General features: G+C 71.2%; 17 protein-coding genes. 10 read left to right on the forward strand and 7 right to left on the reverse strand.

Translation table 11 applies throughout. The annotated features are described in order from the left end of the window. Positions 1-37: 37 nt before the first annotated feature. Positions 38-628, forward strand: a complete 591-nt coding sequence (locus tag ACZ63E_RS39690; protein ID WP_465302778.1) for a TetR family transcriptional regulator — start codon at positions 38-40, stop codon at positions 626-628. A 43-nt stretch (positions 629-671) separates the two neighbouring features. After that, the gene (locus tag ACZ63E_RS39695; protein WP_465341560.1) at positions 672-929 is read left to right on the forward strand and encodes a DUF6228 family protein; all 258 of its coding nucleotides are present in this window, start codon (positions 672-674) and stop codon (positions 927-929) included. Here ACZ63E_RS39695 and ACZ63E_RS39700 read toward each other — a convergent pair. The 5 genes from ACZ63E_RS39700 to ACZ63E_RS39720 all read right to left on the reverse strand — a co-directional run bounded on the left by ACZ63E_RS39700 (position 922) and on the right by ACZ63E_RS39720 (position 5144). Next, the gene (locus ACZ63E_RS39700) at positions 922-1314 is read right to left on the reverse strand and encodes an NUDIX hydrolase (protein WP_465341466.1); all 393 of its coding nucleotides are present in this window, start codon (positions 1312-1314) and stop codon (positions 922-924) included. The genes ACZ63E_RS39695 and ACZ63E_RS39700 overlap by 8 nt on opposite strands. Next, a complete protein-coding gene (locus ACZ63E_RS39705) occupies positions 1311-1814 on the reverse strand; it encodes an isochorismatase family protein (protein ID WP_465341467.1) in 504 nt (167 codons plus the stop codon). The genes ACZ63E_RS39700 and ACZ63E_RS39705 overlap by 4 nt, the downstream gene beginning before the upstream one ends. 316 nt (positions 1815-2130) lie before the next feature. Next, entirely contained in the window at positions 2131-3312 is a 1182-nt protein-coding gene (locus tag ACZ63E_RS39710; protein ID WP_465341468.1) for a PQQ-dependent sugar dehydrogenase, read from the reverse strand. A 54-nt stretch (positions 3313-3366) separates the two neighbouring features. Continuing rightward, positions 3367-4023, reverse strand: coding sequence for a response regulator (locus ACZ63E_RS39715; RefSeq protein ID WP_465341470.1), 657 nt, complete (start codon positions 4021-4023; stop codon positions 3367-3369). Beyond that, positions 4020-5144, reverse strand: a complete 1125-nt coding sequence (locus ACZ63E_RS39720; RefSeq protein ID WP_465341471.1) for a sensor histidine kinase — start codon at positions 5142-5144, stop codon at positions 4020-4022. Before ACZ63E_RS39720 ends, ACZ63E_RS39715 begins: the two co-directional genes overlap by 4 nt. Positions 5145-5274: 130 nt before the next feature. Between ACZ63E_RS39720 and ACZ63E_RS39725 the strand changes: the two genes are divergently transcribed. Together ACZ63E_RS39725 and ACZ63E_RS39730 are read left to right on the forward strand one after the other, a co-directional pair. Next, on the forward strand, positions 5275-5871 hold the full coding sequence (locus ACZ63E_RS39725; protein ID WP_465341472.1) for a class I SAM-dependent methyltransferase: 597 nt from the start codon (positions 5275-5277) through the stop codon (positions 5869-5871). Continuing rightward, entirely contained in the window at positions 5843-6331 is a 489-nt protein-coding gene (locus tag ACZ63E_RS39730) for a DedA family protein (protein ID WP_465302431.1), read from the forward strand. The genes ACZ63E_RS39725 and ACZ63E_RS39730 overlap by 29 nt, the downstream gene beginning before the upstream one ends. Here the strand turns inward: ACZ63E_RS39730 and ACZ63E_RS39735 are convergent. Then, complete coding sequence (locus ACZ63E_RS39735) at positions 6307-7080, reverse strand: MmyB family transcriptional regulator (RefSeq protein ID WP_465341473.1); 774 nt, start codon at positions 7078-7080, stop codon at positions 6307-6309. The genes ACZ63E_RS39730 and ACZ63E_RS39735 overlap by 25 nt on opposite strands. Before the next feature lie 74 nt (positions 7081-7154). Between ACZ63E_RS39735 and ACZ63E_RS39740 the strand changes: the two genes are divergently transcribed. From ACZ63E_RS39740 to ACZ63E_RS39755, 4 genes are all read left to right on the forward strand, one after another. Next, positions 7155-8072: an LLM class flavin-dependent oxidoreductase gene (locus ACZ63E_RS39740; RefSeq protein ID WP_465341474.1), complete on the forward strand. Its 918-nt coding sequence runs from the start codon at positions 7155-7157 to the stop codon at positions 8070-8072. A gap of 52 nt (positions 8073-8124) precedes the next feature. Next, the gene (gene mfd / locus ACZ63E_RS39745; RefSeq protein WP_465341561.1) at positions 8125-11679 is read left to right on the forward strand and encodes a transcription-repair coupling factor; all 3555 of its coding nucleotides are present in this window, start codon (positions 8125-8127) and stop codon (positions 11677-11679) included. A gap of 85 nt (positions 11680-11764) precedes the next feature. Then, positions 11765-12625, forward strand: coding sequence for a helix-turn-helix domain-containing protein (locus tag ACZ63E_RS39750; protein ID WP_465341475.1), 861 nt, complete (start codon positions 11765-11767; stop codon positions 12623-12625). Next, the gene (locus ACZ63E_RS39755; RefSeq protein ID WP_465341476.1) at positions 12606-12821 is read left to right on the forward strand and encodes a DUF397 domain-containing protein; all 216 of its coding nucleotides are present in this window, start codon (positions 12606-12608) and stop codon (positions 12819-12821) included. Before ACZ63E_RS39750 ends, ACZ63E_RS39755 begins: the two co-directional genes overlap by 20 nt. Here ACZ63E_RS39755 and ACZ63E_RS39760 read toward each other — a convergent pair. Beyond that, a complete protein-coding gene (locus tag ACZ63E_RS39760; protein ID WP_465341477.1) occupies positions 12805-13212 on the reverse strand; it encodes a hypothetical protein in 408 nt (135 codons plus the stop codon). The genes ACZ63E_RS39755 and ACZ63E_RS39760 overlap by 17 nt on opposite strands. 86 nt (positions 13213-13298) lie before the next feature. Here ACZ63E_RS39760 and ACZ63E_RS39765 point away from each other — a divergent pair, with 86 nt between their 5' ends. Together ACZ63E_RS39765 and ACZ63E_RS39770 are read left to right on the forward strand one after the other, a co-directional pair. Beyond that, a complete protein-coding gene (locus tag ACZ63E_RS39765) occupies positions 13299-14324 on the forward strand; it encodes a hypothetical protein (protein WP_465341478.1) in 1026 nt (341 codons plus the stop codon). Then, positions 14321-15253, forward strand: a complete 933-nt coding sequence (locus ACZ63E_RS39770) for a nucleoside triphosphate pyrophosphohydrolase (RefSeq protein WP_465341479.1) — start codon at positions 14321-14323, stop codon at positions 15251-15253. The genes ACZ63E_RS39765 and ACZ63E_RS39770 overlap by 4 nt, the downstream gene beginning before the upstream one ends. Positions 15254-15273: the final 20 nt, after the last annotated feature.

Here is a 15273-nt window from a genome sequence, read left to right on the forward strand (position 1 = left end):
CGGGGCACGTCCGGCCGCCCCGGTGACCCGTGTCCGGATGACGGGCAGTGAGCGCCGTCAGCAGCTGCTGAACGTGGCGCGGGCGCTGTTCGCGGAAAAAGGGTTCGACGGCACGTCGATCGAGGAGATCGCGCACCGCGCCAACGTCTCGAAACCCGTGGTGTACGAACATTTCGGCGGCAAAGAGGGCATCTACGCGGTGGTCGTCGACCGCGAAACGCAGCTGCTGCTCGACCGCATGGTTTCCACCCTGCACGGCGGCCACCCCCGCGTGATGCTGGAGCAGGCCGCGATCGCTTTGCTTTCCTACGTCGAGGATTCCCACGACGGCTTCCGGATTCTCGTCCGCGACTCACCGGTGGCGAGCTCGACGGGCACGTTTTCGACGGTGCTGAACGACATCGCGAGCCAGGTGGAGCACATCCTGGCCCAGCAGTTCGCGGCCCGCGGTTATGACGAGAAACTGGCGGCGCTGTACGCGCAGGCGTTGGTGGGGATGGTCGCGCTGACCGGCCAGTGGTGGCTGGACGCGCGCAAGCCCAAGCGTGACGAAGTGGCCGCGCACCTGGTGAATCTGGCGTGGAACGGGCTGTCCCACCTGGAAGACAAGCCGAAGCTGCTCGGGTGACCTTTTCGTCTCCGGACCCGGCGGCACGCTGACCGGCGACGGTCTGGGCTCCTTCGCCGCCGGTCTCGACCGGGACTTCCGCGGCTGGCCGGGCGAGCGGGGGTGGAAGTCCTTTCGCGGCGACCTCGAACTCCGCGCGATCCACCACGGCCACTTCGTCGAGCTGGCGTGGACGGTGCACGGCCTCGAACCGGCGGGGGACGAGACACGGCCCTGGTCCTGCACCGTCCGGACCGGGGTGACCGCGGGCGAAGAGCTGCGGCGCCTCAGCGCGGACCTGGCGGAGTTCCTGGCTACCTGAGCACGCCGGCGGTGTGCAGGTGGTCGAAGATCAGCTGCGCCACCAGCGAAACCCGTGGCCGGTCGGCGTACCCGAGCCAGTCGATTTCCTCGATCTCGCTGCAGGCCCGCGGGGTTCCCTCGTACTCCGCCGAGTAGCACGTCGTCCGCACGACCGTGCCTTCCGCGCGGCCGTGCGCCTGGCCTTCGAAGACACCCGCCGGGGTGATCGACTCCGGCTTGATCTCGACGCCGACCTCCTCGCGGATCTCGCGGACGAGCGTCTCGACGTCGGTCTCGCCCGGCTCGCGTTTGCCGCCGGGCAGGTAGAACAGGTCCTTGCCGCGTGAGCGCGTCGCGAGGATGCGGCCGTCCACGACGTTCAGCCAGGCGATCTTGTCGATCATGCCAAGCCCGCCAGCGCTTCTTCGGTCGTCACGACCGTGCCGAGGCGGGGGAAGATCTTGGTGATCGCGTTCTCGTGGGAGATCTCGGCGAGCGCGGTCATGGCGTCCGACACCGCGACCGTGTCGTAGCCGTGGTCGGACGCCGCGCGCAGCGTGGACTCGACGCCGAACTCCGTCGCGATGCCGCCGAAGTAGACGGTCCGGACGCCCTTTCCGCGCAGGTACTCGTCGAGGTCGGTGTTCGCGAAGCCGCCGATCGTGTACTTGGTGACGATCTTGTCGTCCTGGGCGTCGAAGACGAGCTCGTTGCCCGGCGGGTTGTCCGGCCGCGACACCTGCACGACCACGACCGGCGCCCCGGCCGCACGGAAGGCTGCCCGCAGCCGCAGCGCGTTCGCGACGACTTCTTCGCCGCTGTACGGCGTGGTCGGCAGCACCACGATCCGCTCCTGCAGGTCGACGAGCACGAGCGCCGAGGTGGCCGGGTCGATCTTGGTCATGCCCCGATCCTAGGCGCACCCCGCGACCCACGGTTTCTGGCGAGGCCCCGCCGCCGGGCACGACGCCGGTCCGGCGGTGCACGTCAGCGGCGGGGCCCACCTCGGCAACCAGGCACGGTTTGGAATGCCGGTCCCCGACCGCCAGGTCGGCGGTGGCGCTCGGGGACCGGCGCGGTGCTGCCGCGGGAACGCTATCTTCGGACCGCGTCCAACACTCGTCGGTGGCGGGCGAAAACTCCTGGTACCGACCATGTTCCGCGATCCGGCGGCCGCGCGACAGTGTCCGTGACACCGGCTCGGCGTGCTTTTTTCATACTCAGGCGGGCGTGACCTTCAACAGCTTGTCATCCGTCCCATCCGACGTGGTCACATACAGCGCGCCATCCGGCCCGCTCCGGACCGCCCGCAGCCGGCCGAACTTGTCGTCGAACTCCGGGGGCAGCGTCACGTCCAGGACCTTGCCCGCCGGGTCCAAGTGGTACAGCAGCAGCTTCTGCCCCTTCAGCGCCACCACCACCAGCGCGCCGTCGTTCGGGCCCCACTGGGGGCCCGTCAGGAACGCGTCGCCGCTGATGGCCTCGGTGATCTTGCCGGACGTCCACAGTGGACTCACTGCGTCCGGGAAGCGCTTGAGGTCCGTCATCGGGACGCTCTCGTCGTAGCTGGAGTCCGTGCCGCCCTTCGACGGGTCCCAGCCGTAGTTCGCGCCCGGCTTCAGGAGGTTGACCTCGTCGTCGAAGGTCGGGCCGTGCTCCGCCGTGATCACCTGGCCGCTGCCCGGGCGGATCGCCACGCCCTGGACGTTGCGGTGCCCGTAGGTGTAGATCAGCCGCTCGTGCGGGTCGGCCGAAGTGATGAACGGGTTGTCCGGCAACGGGTTCCCGGTCTTCGCGTCCAGCCGCAGCACCTTGCCGCCCAAGGAGTGGCGGTCCTGCGCGATCGTCGAGCGGGCCGTGTCGCCGGTGCCGACCAGCAGCGCGCCGTCCGGGGCGAACGTCGGGCGGCAGCCGGAGTGGCGGCCGCTCGGGTTCACCGGCAGCCCGGTCAGCAGGTTCTTGACGCGGGTCGCGCTCGCGCCGTCCTCGGCCAGCTTCCACGTCACCAGCCGGATGTCGACGGCCTTGCCGCCCTCCTGGTGGTCCTGGCAGGTGATGAACTCGCGGCTGGTCGCGAAGTCCGGGCTGAGCACCATCCCCAGCAGCCCGCCCTCACCCTGCACGAGGACGTCGGAGAAGTCGGCGCGGACCTCGCTCGCGCGCCCGTCGCGGACGAGCGCGAGCTTGCCGGGCCGCTGCGGCACGAGGAAACCGCCGTCGGGCAGGAAGCCGATGTCCCAGCCGTGCTGCAGGCCGGCGGTCACCGTCTCGACCTTGAACTTCCCGGTGGTCGCGGCCGGCGTGGCCGCGGGCGGGACGCTCTGGACCGGCTGGCTCGCCGCCCCCGAACAGCCCGCGACCAGCAGGGACACCACACCGAGGAGACCCAGCACACTCCGCATACGGCCCATCCTGCCAGCAACCGGTGAAATCACCGTGCGGGATCGGGGCCTTCGTCAGGAACCCGGTCGCACCAGCCCGGACTCGTACGCGAAGACGACCGCGTGCACCCGGTCGCGCAGCCGCAGCTTCCCGAGGATCCGCCCGACGTGCGTTTTCACCGTCGTCTCGCCGATATACAGCTTCGTCGCGATCTCGCCGTTCGACAGCCCGCGCGCGATGAGCCCGAGCACGTCCTTCTCGCGCTCGGTCAGCGCGTCGAGCTTCGCGGTGTCGACGGGGTCGCGGTCGTCGGCGAGGTAGCGGTCGAGCAGCCGCCGCGTGACCGACGGCGAGACCATCGAGTCGCCGCGCAGCACCCCGCGGACCGCGACGAGCATCTCCTCCGACGGCGCGTCCTTCACCAGGAACCCGCTGGCCCCGGCCCGCAGCGCGGCGTAGGCGTACTCGTCGAGGTCGAACGTCGTGACGACGAGGACCCGCACGTCCGGCAGCTCGGCGCAGATCCGCCCGGTCGCCGCGACCCCGTCGAGCACCGGCATCCGGACGTCCATGAGCACCAGGTCCGGCCGTAGCTCGCGGGCCTTCGCGACGGCGTCCTCGCCGTTCACCGCCTCGCCCACGACCACGAGGTCGTCCTGGCTTTCGAGGATCATCCGCAGCCCGACGCGGACCAGCTCCTGGTCGTCGCAGAGCAGCACCCGGGTGGTCACGGCGCGACCACCAGGCTCGCGCGCACGCGGTAGCCGCCGTCCGGCAGCGGCCCGGTCTCCAGCTCGCCGTGGAACATCTCGACGCGCCGGCGCATCCCGGCCAGCCCGCGGCCGGACGACGGCAGCGCGGGCGCCGGGGCGGGCGCGGCCCGGCCGCCGGTGTTCGTGACCTCGATCCGGATCCCGGGTGGTTCGAACCGAACGGCTACGCGGCCGGTCGCGTCGGCCGGGGCGTGCTTGATCATGTTGGTCAGTGCCTCCTGGACGATCCGATACGCCTGCAGCGCGGCGCTCGCGGGCAGGCCGCCGAGGTCGCCGCCGACGTCGAGCGTGATGTCTCGCCCGGACTTCTCGACGAGCTCCCGCAGTTCGGCGACGGTCGGCTGGGGGCTGCGCGCCTCCTGACCCGCGTGCAGGACCTCGAGGAGCCGGCGCAGTTCCGCGAGGGCGTCCCGGCCGGTGCGGCCGATGGTGTCGAGCGTCCGGTCGACGACGGCGGGATCGCGGTGCCGCGCGAGCTTCGCGCCCTCGGCGTTCAAGACGATGACGCTCATGCTGTGCGCGAGCACGTCGTGCAGCTCGCGCGCGATCCTCGTGCGCTCCTCGGCGGCGGCCGCGCGGGTCTGGGCGTCGGCCCGCTTCTCCTCTTCGACGGTGAGCTGTTCCTTGGCGCGGAAGAACTCCCCGAGCGCCCACGCGGCGATGTGCAGGGGCAGCACGCCGATGATCGTGAAGGTCGGGTTGTCGGTGTAGGTGCCCCAGGTGAACCCCCACATGACGTCCAGCACGAGGACACACGCGGCGGTCAGCGCGGCGAACCGCCGGTCGCCCCGGGCGACCAGCGTGAACAGCACCACCGCCATGGCCAGCTCGGTGCGACCGCGGTCGTACGCCCAGATCTCGTTCGTGTACACCGCCGTTGCCCCGGCGACGGTCAGCACCGCGACGGTCCGCGGGAACCGGCGGCGGACCAGCAGCGGCAGCAGGAACACCATGGAGAACGCGCGGGTGGCCCACGGCTCTTCGCCGCTCAAGCTGGGCGCGAGGAAGAGGAACACGGCGTACAGCGGCAGGTCCACCGTCCACCGGTGCCGGCGCACCCAGACCACGAGTCGTTCCACGCACCGAACGTAACGCGATCCGCCCGCCACGGCGTCCTACCCGAGGGCGGTCCTTGTCCTCTCGCGGGAGGACAAGGGCGGCCGGACCGGCGGATTCGCGGCCACCCGGGTGGTTCCTAGCGTCGGGGCCATGTCGATCACCAGGGAGTTCCTCCGCCACCCGATGCTGACCGGCGCGATCGCGCCGAGCTCCGCCCGGCTGGCCGAGACGATGACCGCGGGCCTCGGCCTGGAGCGCGCGACGTCCGTCGTCGAGCTCGGGCCGGGCACCGGCGTGTTCACCGAAGCGGTCCTCGCGCTGCTTCGCCCCGAAGCGCGTCTCACGGCTTTCGAGATCAACCCGCGATTCGCCGACGCGCTCTGCTCACGGTTTCCGCAGGTGGACGTCGTGACCGCCTCCGCTGAGAAGCTGTCCGCCACGAACGTCGACGTCGTCGTCTCGGGCCTGCCGTGGACGGCCATGACCGCGGACCGGCAGTGGCGCATCCTCGACGCGGTCACCACGGCGCTGGCCGCGAACGGCCGGTTCACGACGTTCGTGTACGCCCACACGGCCTGGACACCGCCCGCGCGTCGCTTCGCCGCTTCGCTGCGAAGCCGTTTCGCGGTCGTGGAGCGCACTTCGGTGGTCTGGGGGAACCTGCCGCCGGCGTTCGTCTACCGCGCTGCGCTGCCGGTGGCGGTGGGGAGGACCCGGCATGGACAGCCTGCTGCGGCCACTGCTTGACGCGCCCCCGCTGGTCGTCTACCTGGTCTGCGCCGCCCTCGTGACGGCGGAAACCGCGCTGCTGCCGGGGATCGTGCTGCCGACGTTGTCGGCGTTGCTGCTGATGGGGTTCCTCGCCGAGCGGGGCACGCTCGACCTGGGCCTCGCGCTGGCGGTCGCGGTCGCGGCGGCCGTCCTCGGCGACCAGCTCGCCTACCTCGAAGGACGGCACTGGGGACGCCGGCTGGCCCGCCGCGTCGGCCAGGACCGCTGGGAACGCGCGGAGGCGGCCGTCGCGCGCTACGGCGTCCCCGCGGTGATCGCCGGGCGCTGCCTGGTCGGCGTCCGGACGGTGATGCCGCGCGTCGCGGGCTCGGCCGCGATGCCGTACCGGCGGTTCGCCGTGGGCAGCGTGAGCGCCGCGGTGCTGTGGGCGAGCGCGGAGCTGCTGGTGGGTCACCTGACCGGGCTGGTGGTCTGAAGCCGTTGCGCGGTTTCGGCGTCCGCGGGCAGGAACGTCTCCAGCTTCAGCTCGGACACGGTCACGTCCGCCGCCGTCGCGAACGTCGTGATCGCGGTGATCAGGCGCAGCTCGCCGGCCGAGGTGGCCAGCCGGACCGGCACCGCGAACCCCAGGTGCTCCGGGCCGGGCGCCGACGCCGGCGGCAGGTAGCCCGCCAGCTCGGCGAGCTGCCGCGCGAGCCGGTCGTCCGGGGTGCGGGCCAGGTCGTTGCGGATGCGCTCGAGGATGTGGCGCGCCCAGTCGTCGAGGTTGCGGACGCGCCGCGCCATCCCGCGCGGGTGCAGCGCGAGGCGCAGCGTGTCGACCGGCTCTTCCAAGAGCTCCGGCGCGACGTCTTCGGTGAGGAGGCCGAAGGCGTCGTTCTTCGCGACCAGCACGCCGTAGCGGTCGACGACGATCGCGGGGTAGGGCCGGTGGCCGTCGAGCAGCCGCCGCAGGCCGTCGAGCACCGGCCGGATCACCGGGTCGTCGAGCCGCGTCTCGGGGTACGTCGGCGCGTAGCCGGCGGCGTGCAGGAGGCCGTTGCGCTCGCGCAGGGGCAGTTCGAGCGACTCGGCGACCCGCAGCACCATGCCGCGGCCGGGCACCGAGCGCCCGCTCTCCATGAAGCTGACGTGCCGCTGGGTCGTGCCCGCGCGCAACGCCAGGTCGAGCTGGCTGAGGCGGCGCCGGGTCCGCCAGTCCTTGAGCGCCGTTCCGAAGTCCACGGGTCCATCCTGCTCGGGCGGGCCATTCCCCGCGGGGAATTGAGCGCATACCCCGGTTCGCGGAGGCTTCCGGCATGACGAAATACGGCCTGGTCGTGCCGACCTACCAGCCCATCCTCGACGCCGGGCGGACCGCGCCCGAGCTGGTCGACGCCGCGGTGCACGCCGAAGAGCTCGGGCTCGACTCGGTGTGGGTCGGCGACACCCTCGCGCGAGCCCCGCTCGACGCCTTCGCGATGCTCGCGGCCTTCGCCGCCCGGACCTCGCGGGTGACTTTGGGGACGTCCGCGCTGCTCCCGGCGTTGCGGGACCCGCTGCTCTCGGCGAACCAGCTGCTTTCCCTGGACCTGCTCAGCGCCGGCCGGCTCACGGTCGCCGTCGGCGCCGGGTTCGCGGGGCGGAGCGAACCGGAGTTCGCGTTTGTCGGCGTCCCGTGGGAGCGGCGGCGGGCGCGGCTGGACGACATCGTGGGCCTGTGGCGGGCGGCGTGGAACGGCGAGCCGTCGTTCCACGGCGAGGTGCTGCACTACGACTCGCTCCCGTCGTTCCCGGCGCCCGCGCGGCCGGGCGGGCCGCCGGTGTGGCTGGCGGCGTACACGCCGGGCGCGCTGGAACGCGTCGGACGGCTGTACGACGGCTGGCTGCCGTACCCGCCTTCGCCGGCCGACTACGTGTCCGGTCTGGCGAAGATCCGGTCCTCGCGCCCGATCACCCCCGCCTTGTTCGCGACGGTTCTGGTGGAGGACGACGCGGACCGCGGCCGCGCGCTGCTGGAGGAGTACTGCCTGACCAACTACGGGATGCCCGCTTCGTTTGTGCAAGGGATCCAGATGCAGGTGACGGGAAGCGTCGCGGAGGTCGCTTCGCGGCTTCGGGAGTACGAAGGCGCGGAGCACGTTCTGCTGCGCATCGCGAGCACGGAGCCGAAGGTGTTCGACGAGCAGCTGCCCCGGCTCGCGGAGGTGGCGGAACTGCTGCGCGACCAGCCGTGATCGGAAACCTGTCGGGGGTGGCACGTAGGCTGGGACCGTGACCGACGCTCCATTGTCCGGACTCCTCACCGCCATCCTTCCCGACCCGGCGCTGCGCGGCGTGGTCGAGCGCGCCGGTGCGCCGCTGCTCGAACTGCAGGGCCCGATCGCCGCTCGCCAGCTCGTCGCGGCCGCCCTCGCCAGTGACGAGGGCGCGGCCAGGCCCGTGCTCGCCGTGACCGCCACCGGCCGCGAGGCCGACGAGCTGACCGCGTCGCTCGGCGCCCTGCTCGGCCGCGGCCGCGTCGCCGACTTCCCCTCCTGGGAGACCCTGCCGCACGAGCGGCTCTCGCCGCGCGCCGACACCGTCGGCCGCCGGCTCGAGGTCCTGCACCGGCTCAAGACCGGCGAGGACGACCTGCGGGTGGTCGTCGCGACCGTCCGCAGCCTGATCCAGCCGATGGCCCCCGGCCTCGGCTCGCTGAAGCCGATCGACCTCGTGGTCGGCGAGGAGCAGCCGTTCGAGGAGCTGCTCGAACGGCTCGTCGAGCTGGCCTATTCCCGCGTCGACATGGTCGAGAAGCGCGGTGAGTTCGCCGTGCGCGGCGGCATCCTCGACCTCTTCGGGCCGACCGCGCAGCACCCGGTCCGCGTCGAGTTCTGGGGTGACGAGGTCAGCGAGATCCGCGCGTTCGCCGTCTCCGACCAGCGGTCGCTGCCGGGTGAGATCGCGAGTGTGACCGCGCCGCCGTGCCGTGAGCTGCTGCTCACCGCGCCGGTCAAGGAGAAGGCCGCGGAGCTCGCGAAGACGTACGAAGCCGACGCCCACTTGGCCGAGATGCTCACCAAGCTCGCCGACGGCATCCCCGTCGAGGGCATGGAAGCGCTCATCCCGGTGCTCTGCGAAGACGAGCTGGAGCTGCTCACCGACGCGATGCCGGTGGGCTCGCACGTGCTGCTCACCGACCCGGAGAAGATCCGCGCCCGCGCCGCCGACCTGGTCCGCACCGGCCAGGAGTTCCTCGAAGCGTCCTGGACGACGGCCGCCGCGGGCGGCCAGGCCCCGATCGACCTCGGCGCGTCCGCCTACCGCGGCCTCGAAGAGATCGCGTCCCACGCCCAGGACACCAAACGCGCCTGGTGGACGCTCACCCAGCTGACCAGCGAAGACCCCGACGTCTTCCGCGTCTCGGTCGAGGCCGCGCCTGCCTACCGCGGCGAGCTCGAACGCGCGACGACGGACTTGCGCGCGCACATCGCCTCGGGCGGCACGGCGGTGCTCGTCGTCGCCGGGCACGGCACGGCGACCCGCGCGGTCGAGCAGTTCTCGGCCGCCGACGTCCCGGCCGCCCTGGCGGGCGACGGACTGAAGAGCGCGCCGGCGCCGGGCCTGGTCACGGTCACCTGCGGCGGCCTGACCGACGGCTTCCTCTCGCCCGAGCGTGCGCTGGTCGTGCTCACCGAGGCGGACCTGACCGGCCGCGGCGCGGGCACCGGAACGTCCACAAAGGACCTGAACACCAAGATGCCATCCCGGCGGCGCAACGCCGTCGACCCGCTGGCGCTCAAGAACGGCGACTACGTCGTGCACGAGCAGCACGGCATCGGCCGGTTCGTCGAGATGGTGCAGCGGACGGTCGCCGGCGCCACCCGCGAGTACCTGCTGCTGGAGTACGGCTCGTCCAAGCGCGGCCACCCCGGCGACCGCCTGTTCGTGCCGACCGACCAGCTCGACGAGGTGTCGAAGTACGTCGGCGGCGAGCTGCCGACGTTGAACAAGCTCGGCGGCTCCGACTGGAAGAACACCAAGGCGCGCGCCAAGAAGGCGGTCAAGGAGATCGCCGCCGAGCTGGTGCAGCTCTACGCCGCGCGCCAGGCCGCGCCCGGGCACGCGTTCGGGCCGGACACGCCGTGGCAGGGCGAGCTCGAGGACGCCTTCCCGTTCACCGAGACCAACGACCAGCTCGCCGCGATCGACGAGGTCAAGTCGGACATGCAGCGCGGCGTCCCGATGGACCGCGTCATCTGCGGCGACGTCGGCTACGGCAAGACGGAGATCGCCGTGCGCGCGGCGTTCAAGGCGGTGCAGGACGGCAAGCAGGTCGCGGTCCTCGTCCCGACGACGCTGCTCGCGCAGCAGCACCTGAGCACGTTCCACGAGCGGATGCGCTCGTTCCCGGTGACGATCAAGGGCCTGTCCCGGTTCACGAACAAGCAGGAGTCGGACGTCATCCTCGAGCAGCTCGCGAGCGGCGAGGTCGACATCGTGATCGGCACGCACCGCCTGCTGCAGACCGGGATCCGCTACAAGGACCTGGGCCTGGTGATCGTCGACGAGGAGCAGCGCTTCGGCGTCGAGCACAAGGAGCACATCAAGGCGCTGCGCACGCACGTCGACGTGCTGACGATGTCCGCCACGCCGATCCCGCGCACACTCGAGATGTCGCTGGCCGGCATCCGCGAGATGTCGACGATCCTGACCCCGCCGGAGGACCGCCACCCGATCCTGACCTACGTCGGCGCGTACGACGACAAGCAGGTCGGCGCGGCGATCCGGCGCGAGCTGCTGCGCGACGGCCAGGTGTTCTACGTCCACAACCGCGTCTCGTCGATCGAGAAGGCCGCGCGGCACATCCGGGAGCTGGTGCCGGAGGCGCGGGTCGTCACCGCGCACGGGCAGATGAACGAGGAGAAGCTCGAGAAGATCATCCAGGGCTTCTGGGAGAACGAGTACGACGTCCTGGTCTGCACGACGATCGTCGAGACCGGCCTAGACATCTCGAACGCGAACACGCTCCTGGTCGAGCGCGGCGACCTGCTCGGGCTGGCGCAGCTGCACCAGCTGCGAGGGCGCGTCGGGCGAGGGCGCGAGCGCGGGTACGCGTACTTCCTGTACCCGCCGGAGGCGCCGCTCACGGAGACGGCCCACGACCGCCTCGCGACGATCGCCCAGAACACCGAGCTCGGCGCGGGCATGGCGGTCGCGATGAAGGACCTCGAGATCCGCGGCGCGGGCAACATCCTGGGCGCGGAGCAGTCGGGGCACATCGCGGGGGTCGGGTTCGACCTGTACGTCCGGCTGGTCGGCGAAGCGGTCGACGCGTTCCGTCGGCACGCGGGCGCCGAGCCGGCGGAGGACGAGGAGATGGCCGACGTCCGCGTCGACCTCCCGATCGACGCCCACATCCCGCACGACTACGTCCCGGGCGAGCGCCTCCGGCTGGAGGCGTACCGCAAGATCGCGGCGGCGCCGGACACCGAGGGCCTGGACGCGGTCCGCGAAGAGCTGATCGACCGCTACGGCCAGCCGCCGGCGCCGGTGAACCGCCTGCTGGCGGTGGCGAAGTTCCGCCACACGTGCCGCGAAGCGGGCGTGACGGAGGTGGCGGTCCAGGGCAACACGATCCGCTTCGCGCCGCTGCCGCTCGCGGACTCGCAGCTGGTGAGACTGAAGCGGCTGTACCCGAAGGCGACGTTCAAGGCGGTGACGAACACGGTCTCGATCCCGAAGCCCACGGAAGGCCCGGCAGGCGGCCGCATCGGTGCGCCAATGCTGCGCGACGACGAGCTGCTGGACTGGTGCACGAAGCTGTTGAACCAGCTGACGAAGAAGCCCGCGGCGGTGTAAAGCGGAGTGGACACCCTGCGCCACTTCGGGGGAACTCCCGTTGTGGCGCAGGGGTTTTCCGTCTTGGTGGCTTTACGTTCGCCCCATGAACATCCGTAGCAGGCAGTTGGGCGAGCGGCTGCTCCAGCGCATGACGGAGAAGGGCTGGGGCGTCCGCGAGATGTCGCGCCGCCTGGAGATGAGCGCGCAGTGGGTGTCGTCGGTGACGCGCGGGCTGCTCAGGCCGGATCCGGTGCAGCTGGCGCGGTTTCTGACGGTGCTCGGGGTCCGGGGAGCGGAATACCGCGAGCTGATGGCCCTGGGGGACGAGATGCGCAGGCCCGGCCTCCTCGAAAAGCCCCTTCAGCTGCGCACACTCATCTGGCACGAGGAGCGGGCCACCGCCATCTCGCAGTTCCACGGCTGCTCGGTGCCGGGCCTGCTGCAAACCGCCGACTACGCCCGCAGTTTGATCTCCGAGATCGGCAACGCGACCGAGCCGGACCGCATCGACGAGCTGGTCTTCGCCCGCATGTCCCGCCAGGTCCTCCTGGACAAGAAGCCTGCCGTCGCCTTCGTTTTCTACCTGCACGAATTCGTTCTGCGGCTGCCCATCGGGCGCGGAGCGCCCGATGTCATGCGCGGCCAGCTCGCTCAGCTGCATCGCCTCGCCGGTCGCGAGAACACCTCGATCCGGATCATCCCCGCCAGCTACGGCGGCCATCCTGCGATGGCAGGGCATTTCCAGCTGATCGAATCGGAATCCTTCGATCCGGTGGTCTACATCGACAGCGAGGTTTCCTCGCTATTCCTCGAGGAGCCCGCGGAAATCGCGGCCTACCGGAGCCTTCTCCGCGGTCTGGATCGGGTCGCGCTCGATGAGGCACAATCTAGAGAGTTCTTCTTCGACTTGGCGAGAAACCTCTACTCACCGGGAGTGCGGCGGGATGATGGTGATCTGGCGTAAGAGCAGTTACAGCACCAACGGCGACGAGTGCGTTGAGATCGGCTGGCGGACCAGCACCTACAGCACCAATGGCGGCGAGTGCGTCGAGATCCTCACCGGCCGTGAAATCCTCGTCCGGGACACCAAAGACCGCACCGGCGGCACCCTCACCGCGTCCACCACAACTTGGCGCGAACTCCTCACCCGACTTCGCTGAACATCGGCGGCAAAGCCTCCGCCAACCCCATCTTCACCGACTCCACCGGCACCGGAACCGCCCCGGCTCCGGCCATCGGCAACGGCCGGGGCTTGCGCGGCATCCTTGATCCCGCACCCCCACCACGCCCCGGGTACACGAGCAATCCCCGCGCCGGATCGGGCACCGCGTCCAAAGCCGCCGTAACGACCGGAAGGGTGCGAAACGCGTCGCGGCTTTCCTCGGACTTGAACTCGATCTCCAGCACCACGCCCCAGCGGTGTTCGTGCCACACCCACTGCTCGGCGCCGTTGGTCAATGCTGCTTCGGTGAGCGCGTCACCGCGGGCGAGCCGCCACAACGAAGCCGTGGACTCGCCATCGAAGACCTCGATGGTCAGCCAGTGGTCCATGCCGTCGAGATTACGCCCGCCCACACCGCACGGGTGTTGCGTTTCGGGTGCGATGGTGTGAGAGGGTATGCGCTGTGATGCGGATCATGGGGCGCCCTCGCGCGCTGGTCGCGGTTGTTGCCGGTGCTCTTCTGCTCGCCGGGTGCGGGTCGGGTCCGAGCCAGGTCGGCAGCGCCGTCATCGTCGGCGACCGCTCGGTCTCCCTCGACCAGGTCCAGTCGATGATCGACCAGGCCGTCCGCGAACAGCCGTACGCGCAGAAGCTCGCCGGTGAGCACAAGCTCGACCTGCTGGGCCGCGAGATCGTCAAGCAGACGGTGCTCCACGAGCTCGTCCTGCGGGCCGCGAAGCAGGAGAACCTCGTCGCGGACCAGGGGAAGATCGCGCAGCAGGCCGCGACGCAGACGAGCACCCCGGTCAAGGACACCGGCCAGGGTGACGCGGTCGCCGTGCCGCAGATCGTCGCGAACCTGCGTGACCGCACCGAGCGCGCCACCGACACCTACCTCGAGCAGCAGCTGGCGGCCAAGTACCTGCCGAAGCTGTCCGTCGGGGCGGACTACGTCGGCGTCAGCGCCACCAGTGAGAACGACCCCGAGGCCCGCACCCGCGCCTTCGACCTCGCGAAGCAGTTCGCGGACGACCCGGGCAAGATCCAGGGCACCATCCAGCAGGCGAGCCAGGAGGCGCAACAGGCCCAGCAGACGGGTGCGCCCGGCCCTGGCGGTTACTCCGACGCCGGCCTCACCGAGCTCTTCGGCGCTTCGCAGTACCTCTCGCTCGCGGAGACCGCGCTGTTCGGCTCGGCCGCGAACAGCGTCGTCGCGTTCCAGGCGCGGATGCCGGCCAAGCCGGACTGGTACGTCTTCGTCCTCCACACCCGCGGCACCACCCAGGCGCTGCCGGCGGACCAGGAGGCGCAGAAGCCGACGGACGACCAGCTGACCAAGATCGGCACCCGGCTGCTGCAGCCCTACCTCGGCGAAGGCGGGCTGCGCGTCAACCCCCGGTACGGCGTGTGGGATGTTGTGAGCATGAACCTCGCGCCGAACCAGGACGCCACCAAGGGCACCGTGCTGCCCCTGCGTGGTGGCGCACCCGCCCAGCGGTGAGCGCGGGCGTCGTCGTTGTCGTCCGCGGGGCGACCTTGCCCGGCGCGGCGCTGAAGATCCTGCGTGAGTCCACCGCGGTCTACGCGGCCACGGACGTCGACCCGGCCGTGTTCGGCGTCCCGGCCGTCACCGAGGCGCCTTCGCTGGTGGACGTCGTGCTGCTGGCCGGCTCGCGGGAGGAGCCCGCGGCGTCGCTGCTCATCGCCACCGGCGCGAGGGTCATCGAGACGCCGGTGCCGCCGCTGGTCGAGGCCGCCGACGTGATGGACCGGCTGCGCTCGCCCGGCGGCTGCCCCTGGGACGCGGTCCAGACGCACGACTCGCTGCGGCAGTACCTGGTCGAGGAGACCTACGAGCTGCTCGACGCCATCGAGGAGGGCGACCGCGAGGCGCTGCGCGAAGAGCTCGGCGACGTTCTGCTGCAGGTGCTCTTCCACGCCCGCGTCGCGGCCGAAGACCCCGAAGATCCCTTCAGCATCGACGACGTCGCGGGCGCGCTCGTCGCGAAGCTGGTCGGCCGGCACCCGCACGTCTTCGCCGACGCCGACCAGGTGCACACGGTCGAGCACCAGAACCTCAAGTGGGAAGAGCTGAAGCAGCGGGAGAAGCAGCGCAAGTCCATTGTGGACGGCGTCGCGCTCGGCCAGCCCGCGGTGGCGCTGGCCGGCAAGCTCGGCCAGCGGTCCGGGCGCGCGGGCATCCCGCTCGACCTCTTCCCGGCCGGGTCCGGCACGGCGCAGCAGCTGTTCCGCATCGCGGCGACGGCGCGTCGCGCGGGTGTCGACCCCGAAGGGGAGCTGCGGGCGCTGGCCAAGCAGTTCGCGAAGGACGTCCAGGCCGCCGAGCAGGCCGCGCGGGACGCCGGGCTGGAGCCGACGACCCTCGAGGCCGACGGCTGGCGGAAGTTCTGGCCCTCCCGTCCAGTGTGACGCAGCACACAATCGTGTGA

The organism is Amycolatopsis sp. NPDC104819, from assembly GCF_055583145.1.

Bases quoted from the DNA above. Each gene is read 5' to 3' on its own strand.
- ACZ63E_RS39765 (WP_465341478.1), top strand. From the start codon at position 13,299: ATGGGGCGCCCTCGCGCGCTGGTCGCGGTTGTTGCCGGTGCTCTTCTG.
- ACZ63E_RS39700 (WP_465341466.1), bottom strand. From the start codon at position 1,314: ATGATCGACAAGATCGCCTGGCTGAACGTCGTGGACGGCCGCATCCTC.
- ACZ63E_RS39725 (WP_465341472.1), top strand. From the start codon at position 5,275: ATGTCGATCACCAGGGAGTTCCTCCGCCACCCGATGCTGACCGGCGCG.
- ACZ63E_RS39710 (WP_465341468.1), bottom strand. From the start codon at position 3,312: ATGCGGAGTGTGCTGGGTCTCCTCGGTGTGGTGTCCCTGCTGGTCGCG.
- ACZ63E_RS39750 (WP_465341475.1), top strand. From the start codon at position 11,765: ATGAACATCCGTAGCAGGCAGTTGGGCGAGCGGCTGCTCCAGCGCATG.
- ACZ63E_RS39755 (WP_465341476.1), top strand. From the start codon at position 12,606: ATGATGGTGATCTGGCGTAAGAGCAGTTACAGCACCAACGGCGACGAG.
- ACZ63E_RS39760 (WP_465341477.1), bottom strand. From the start codon at position 13,212: ATGGACCACTGGCTGACCATCGAGGTCTTCGATGGCGAGTCCACGGCT.
- ACZ63E_RS39740 (WP_465341474.1), top strand. From the start codon at position 7,155: ATGACGAAATACGGCCTGGTCGTGCCGACCTACCAGCCCATCCTCGAC.
- ACZ63E_RS39705 (WP_465341467.1), bottom strand. From the start codon at position 1,814: ATGACCAAGATCGACCCGGCCACCTCGGCGCTCGTGCTCGTCGACCTG.
- ACZ63E_RS39690 (WP_465302778.1), top strand. From the start codon at position 38: ATGACGGGCAGTGAGCGCCGTCAGCAGCTGCTGAACGTGGCGCGGGCG.
- ACZ63E_RS39730 (WP_465302431.1), top strand. From the start codon at position 5,843: ATGGACAGCCTGCTGCGGCCACTGCTTGACGCGCCCCCGCTGGTCGTC.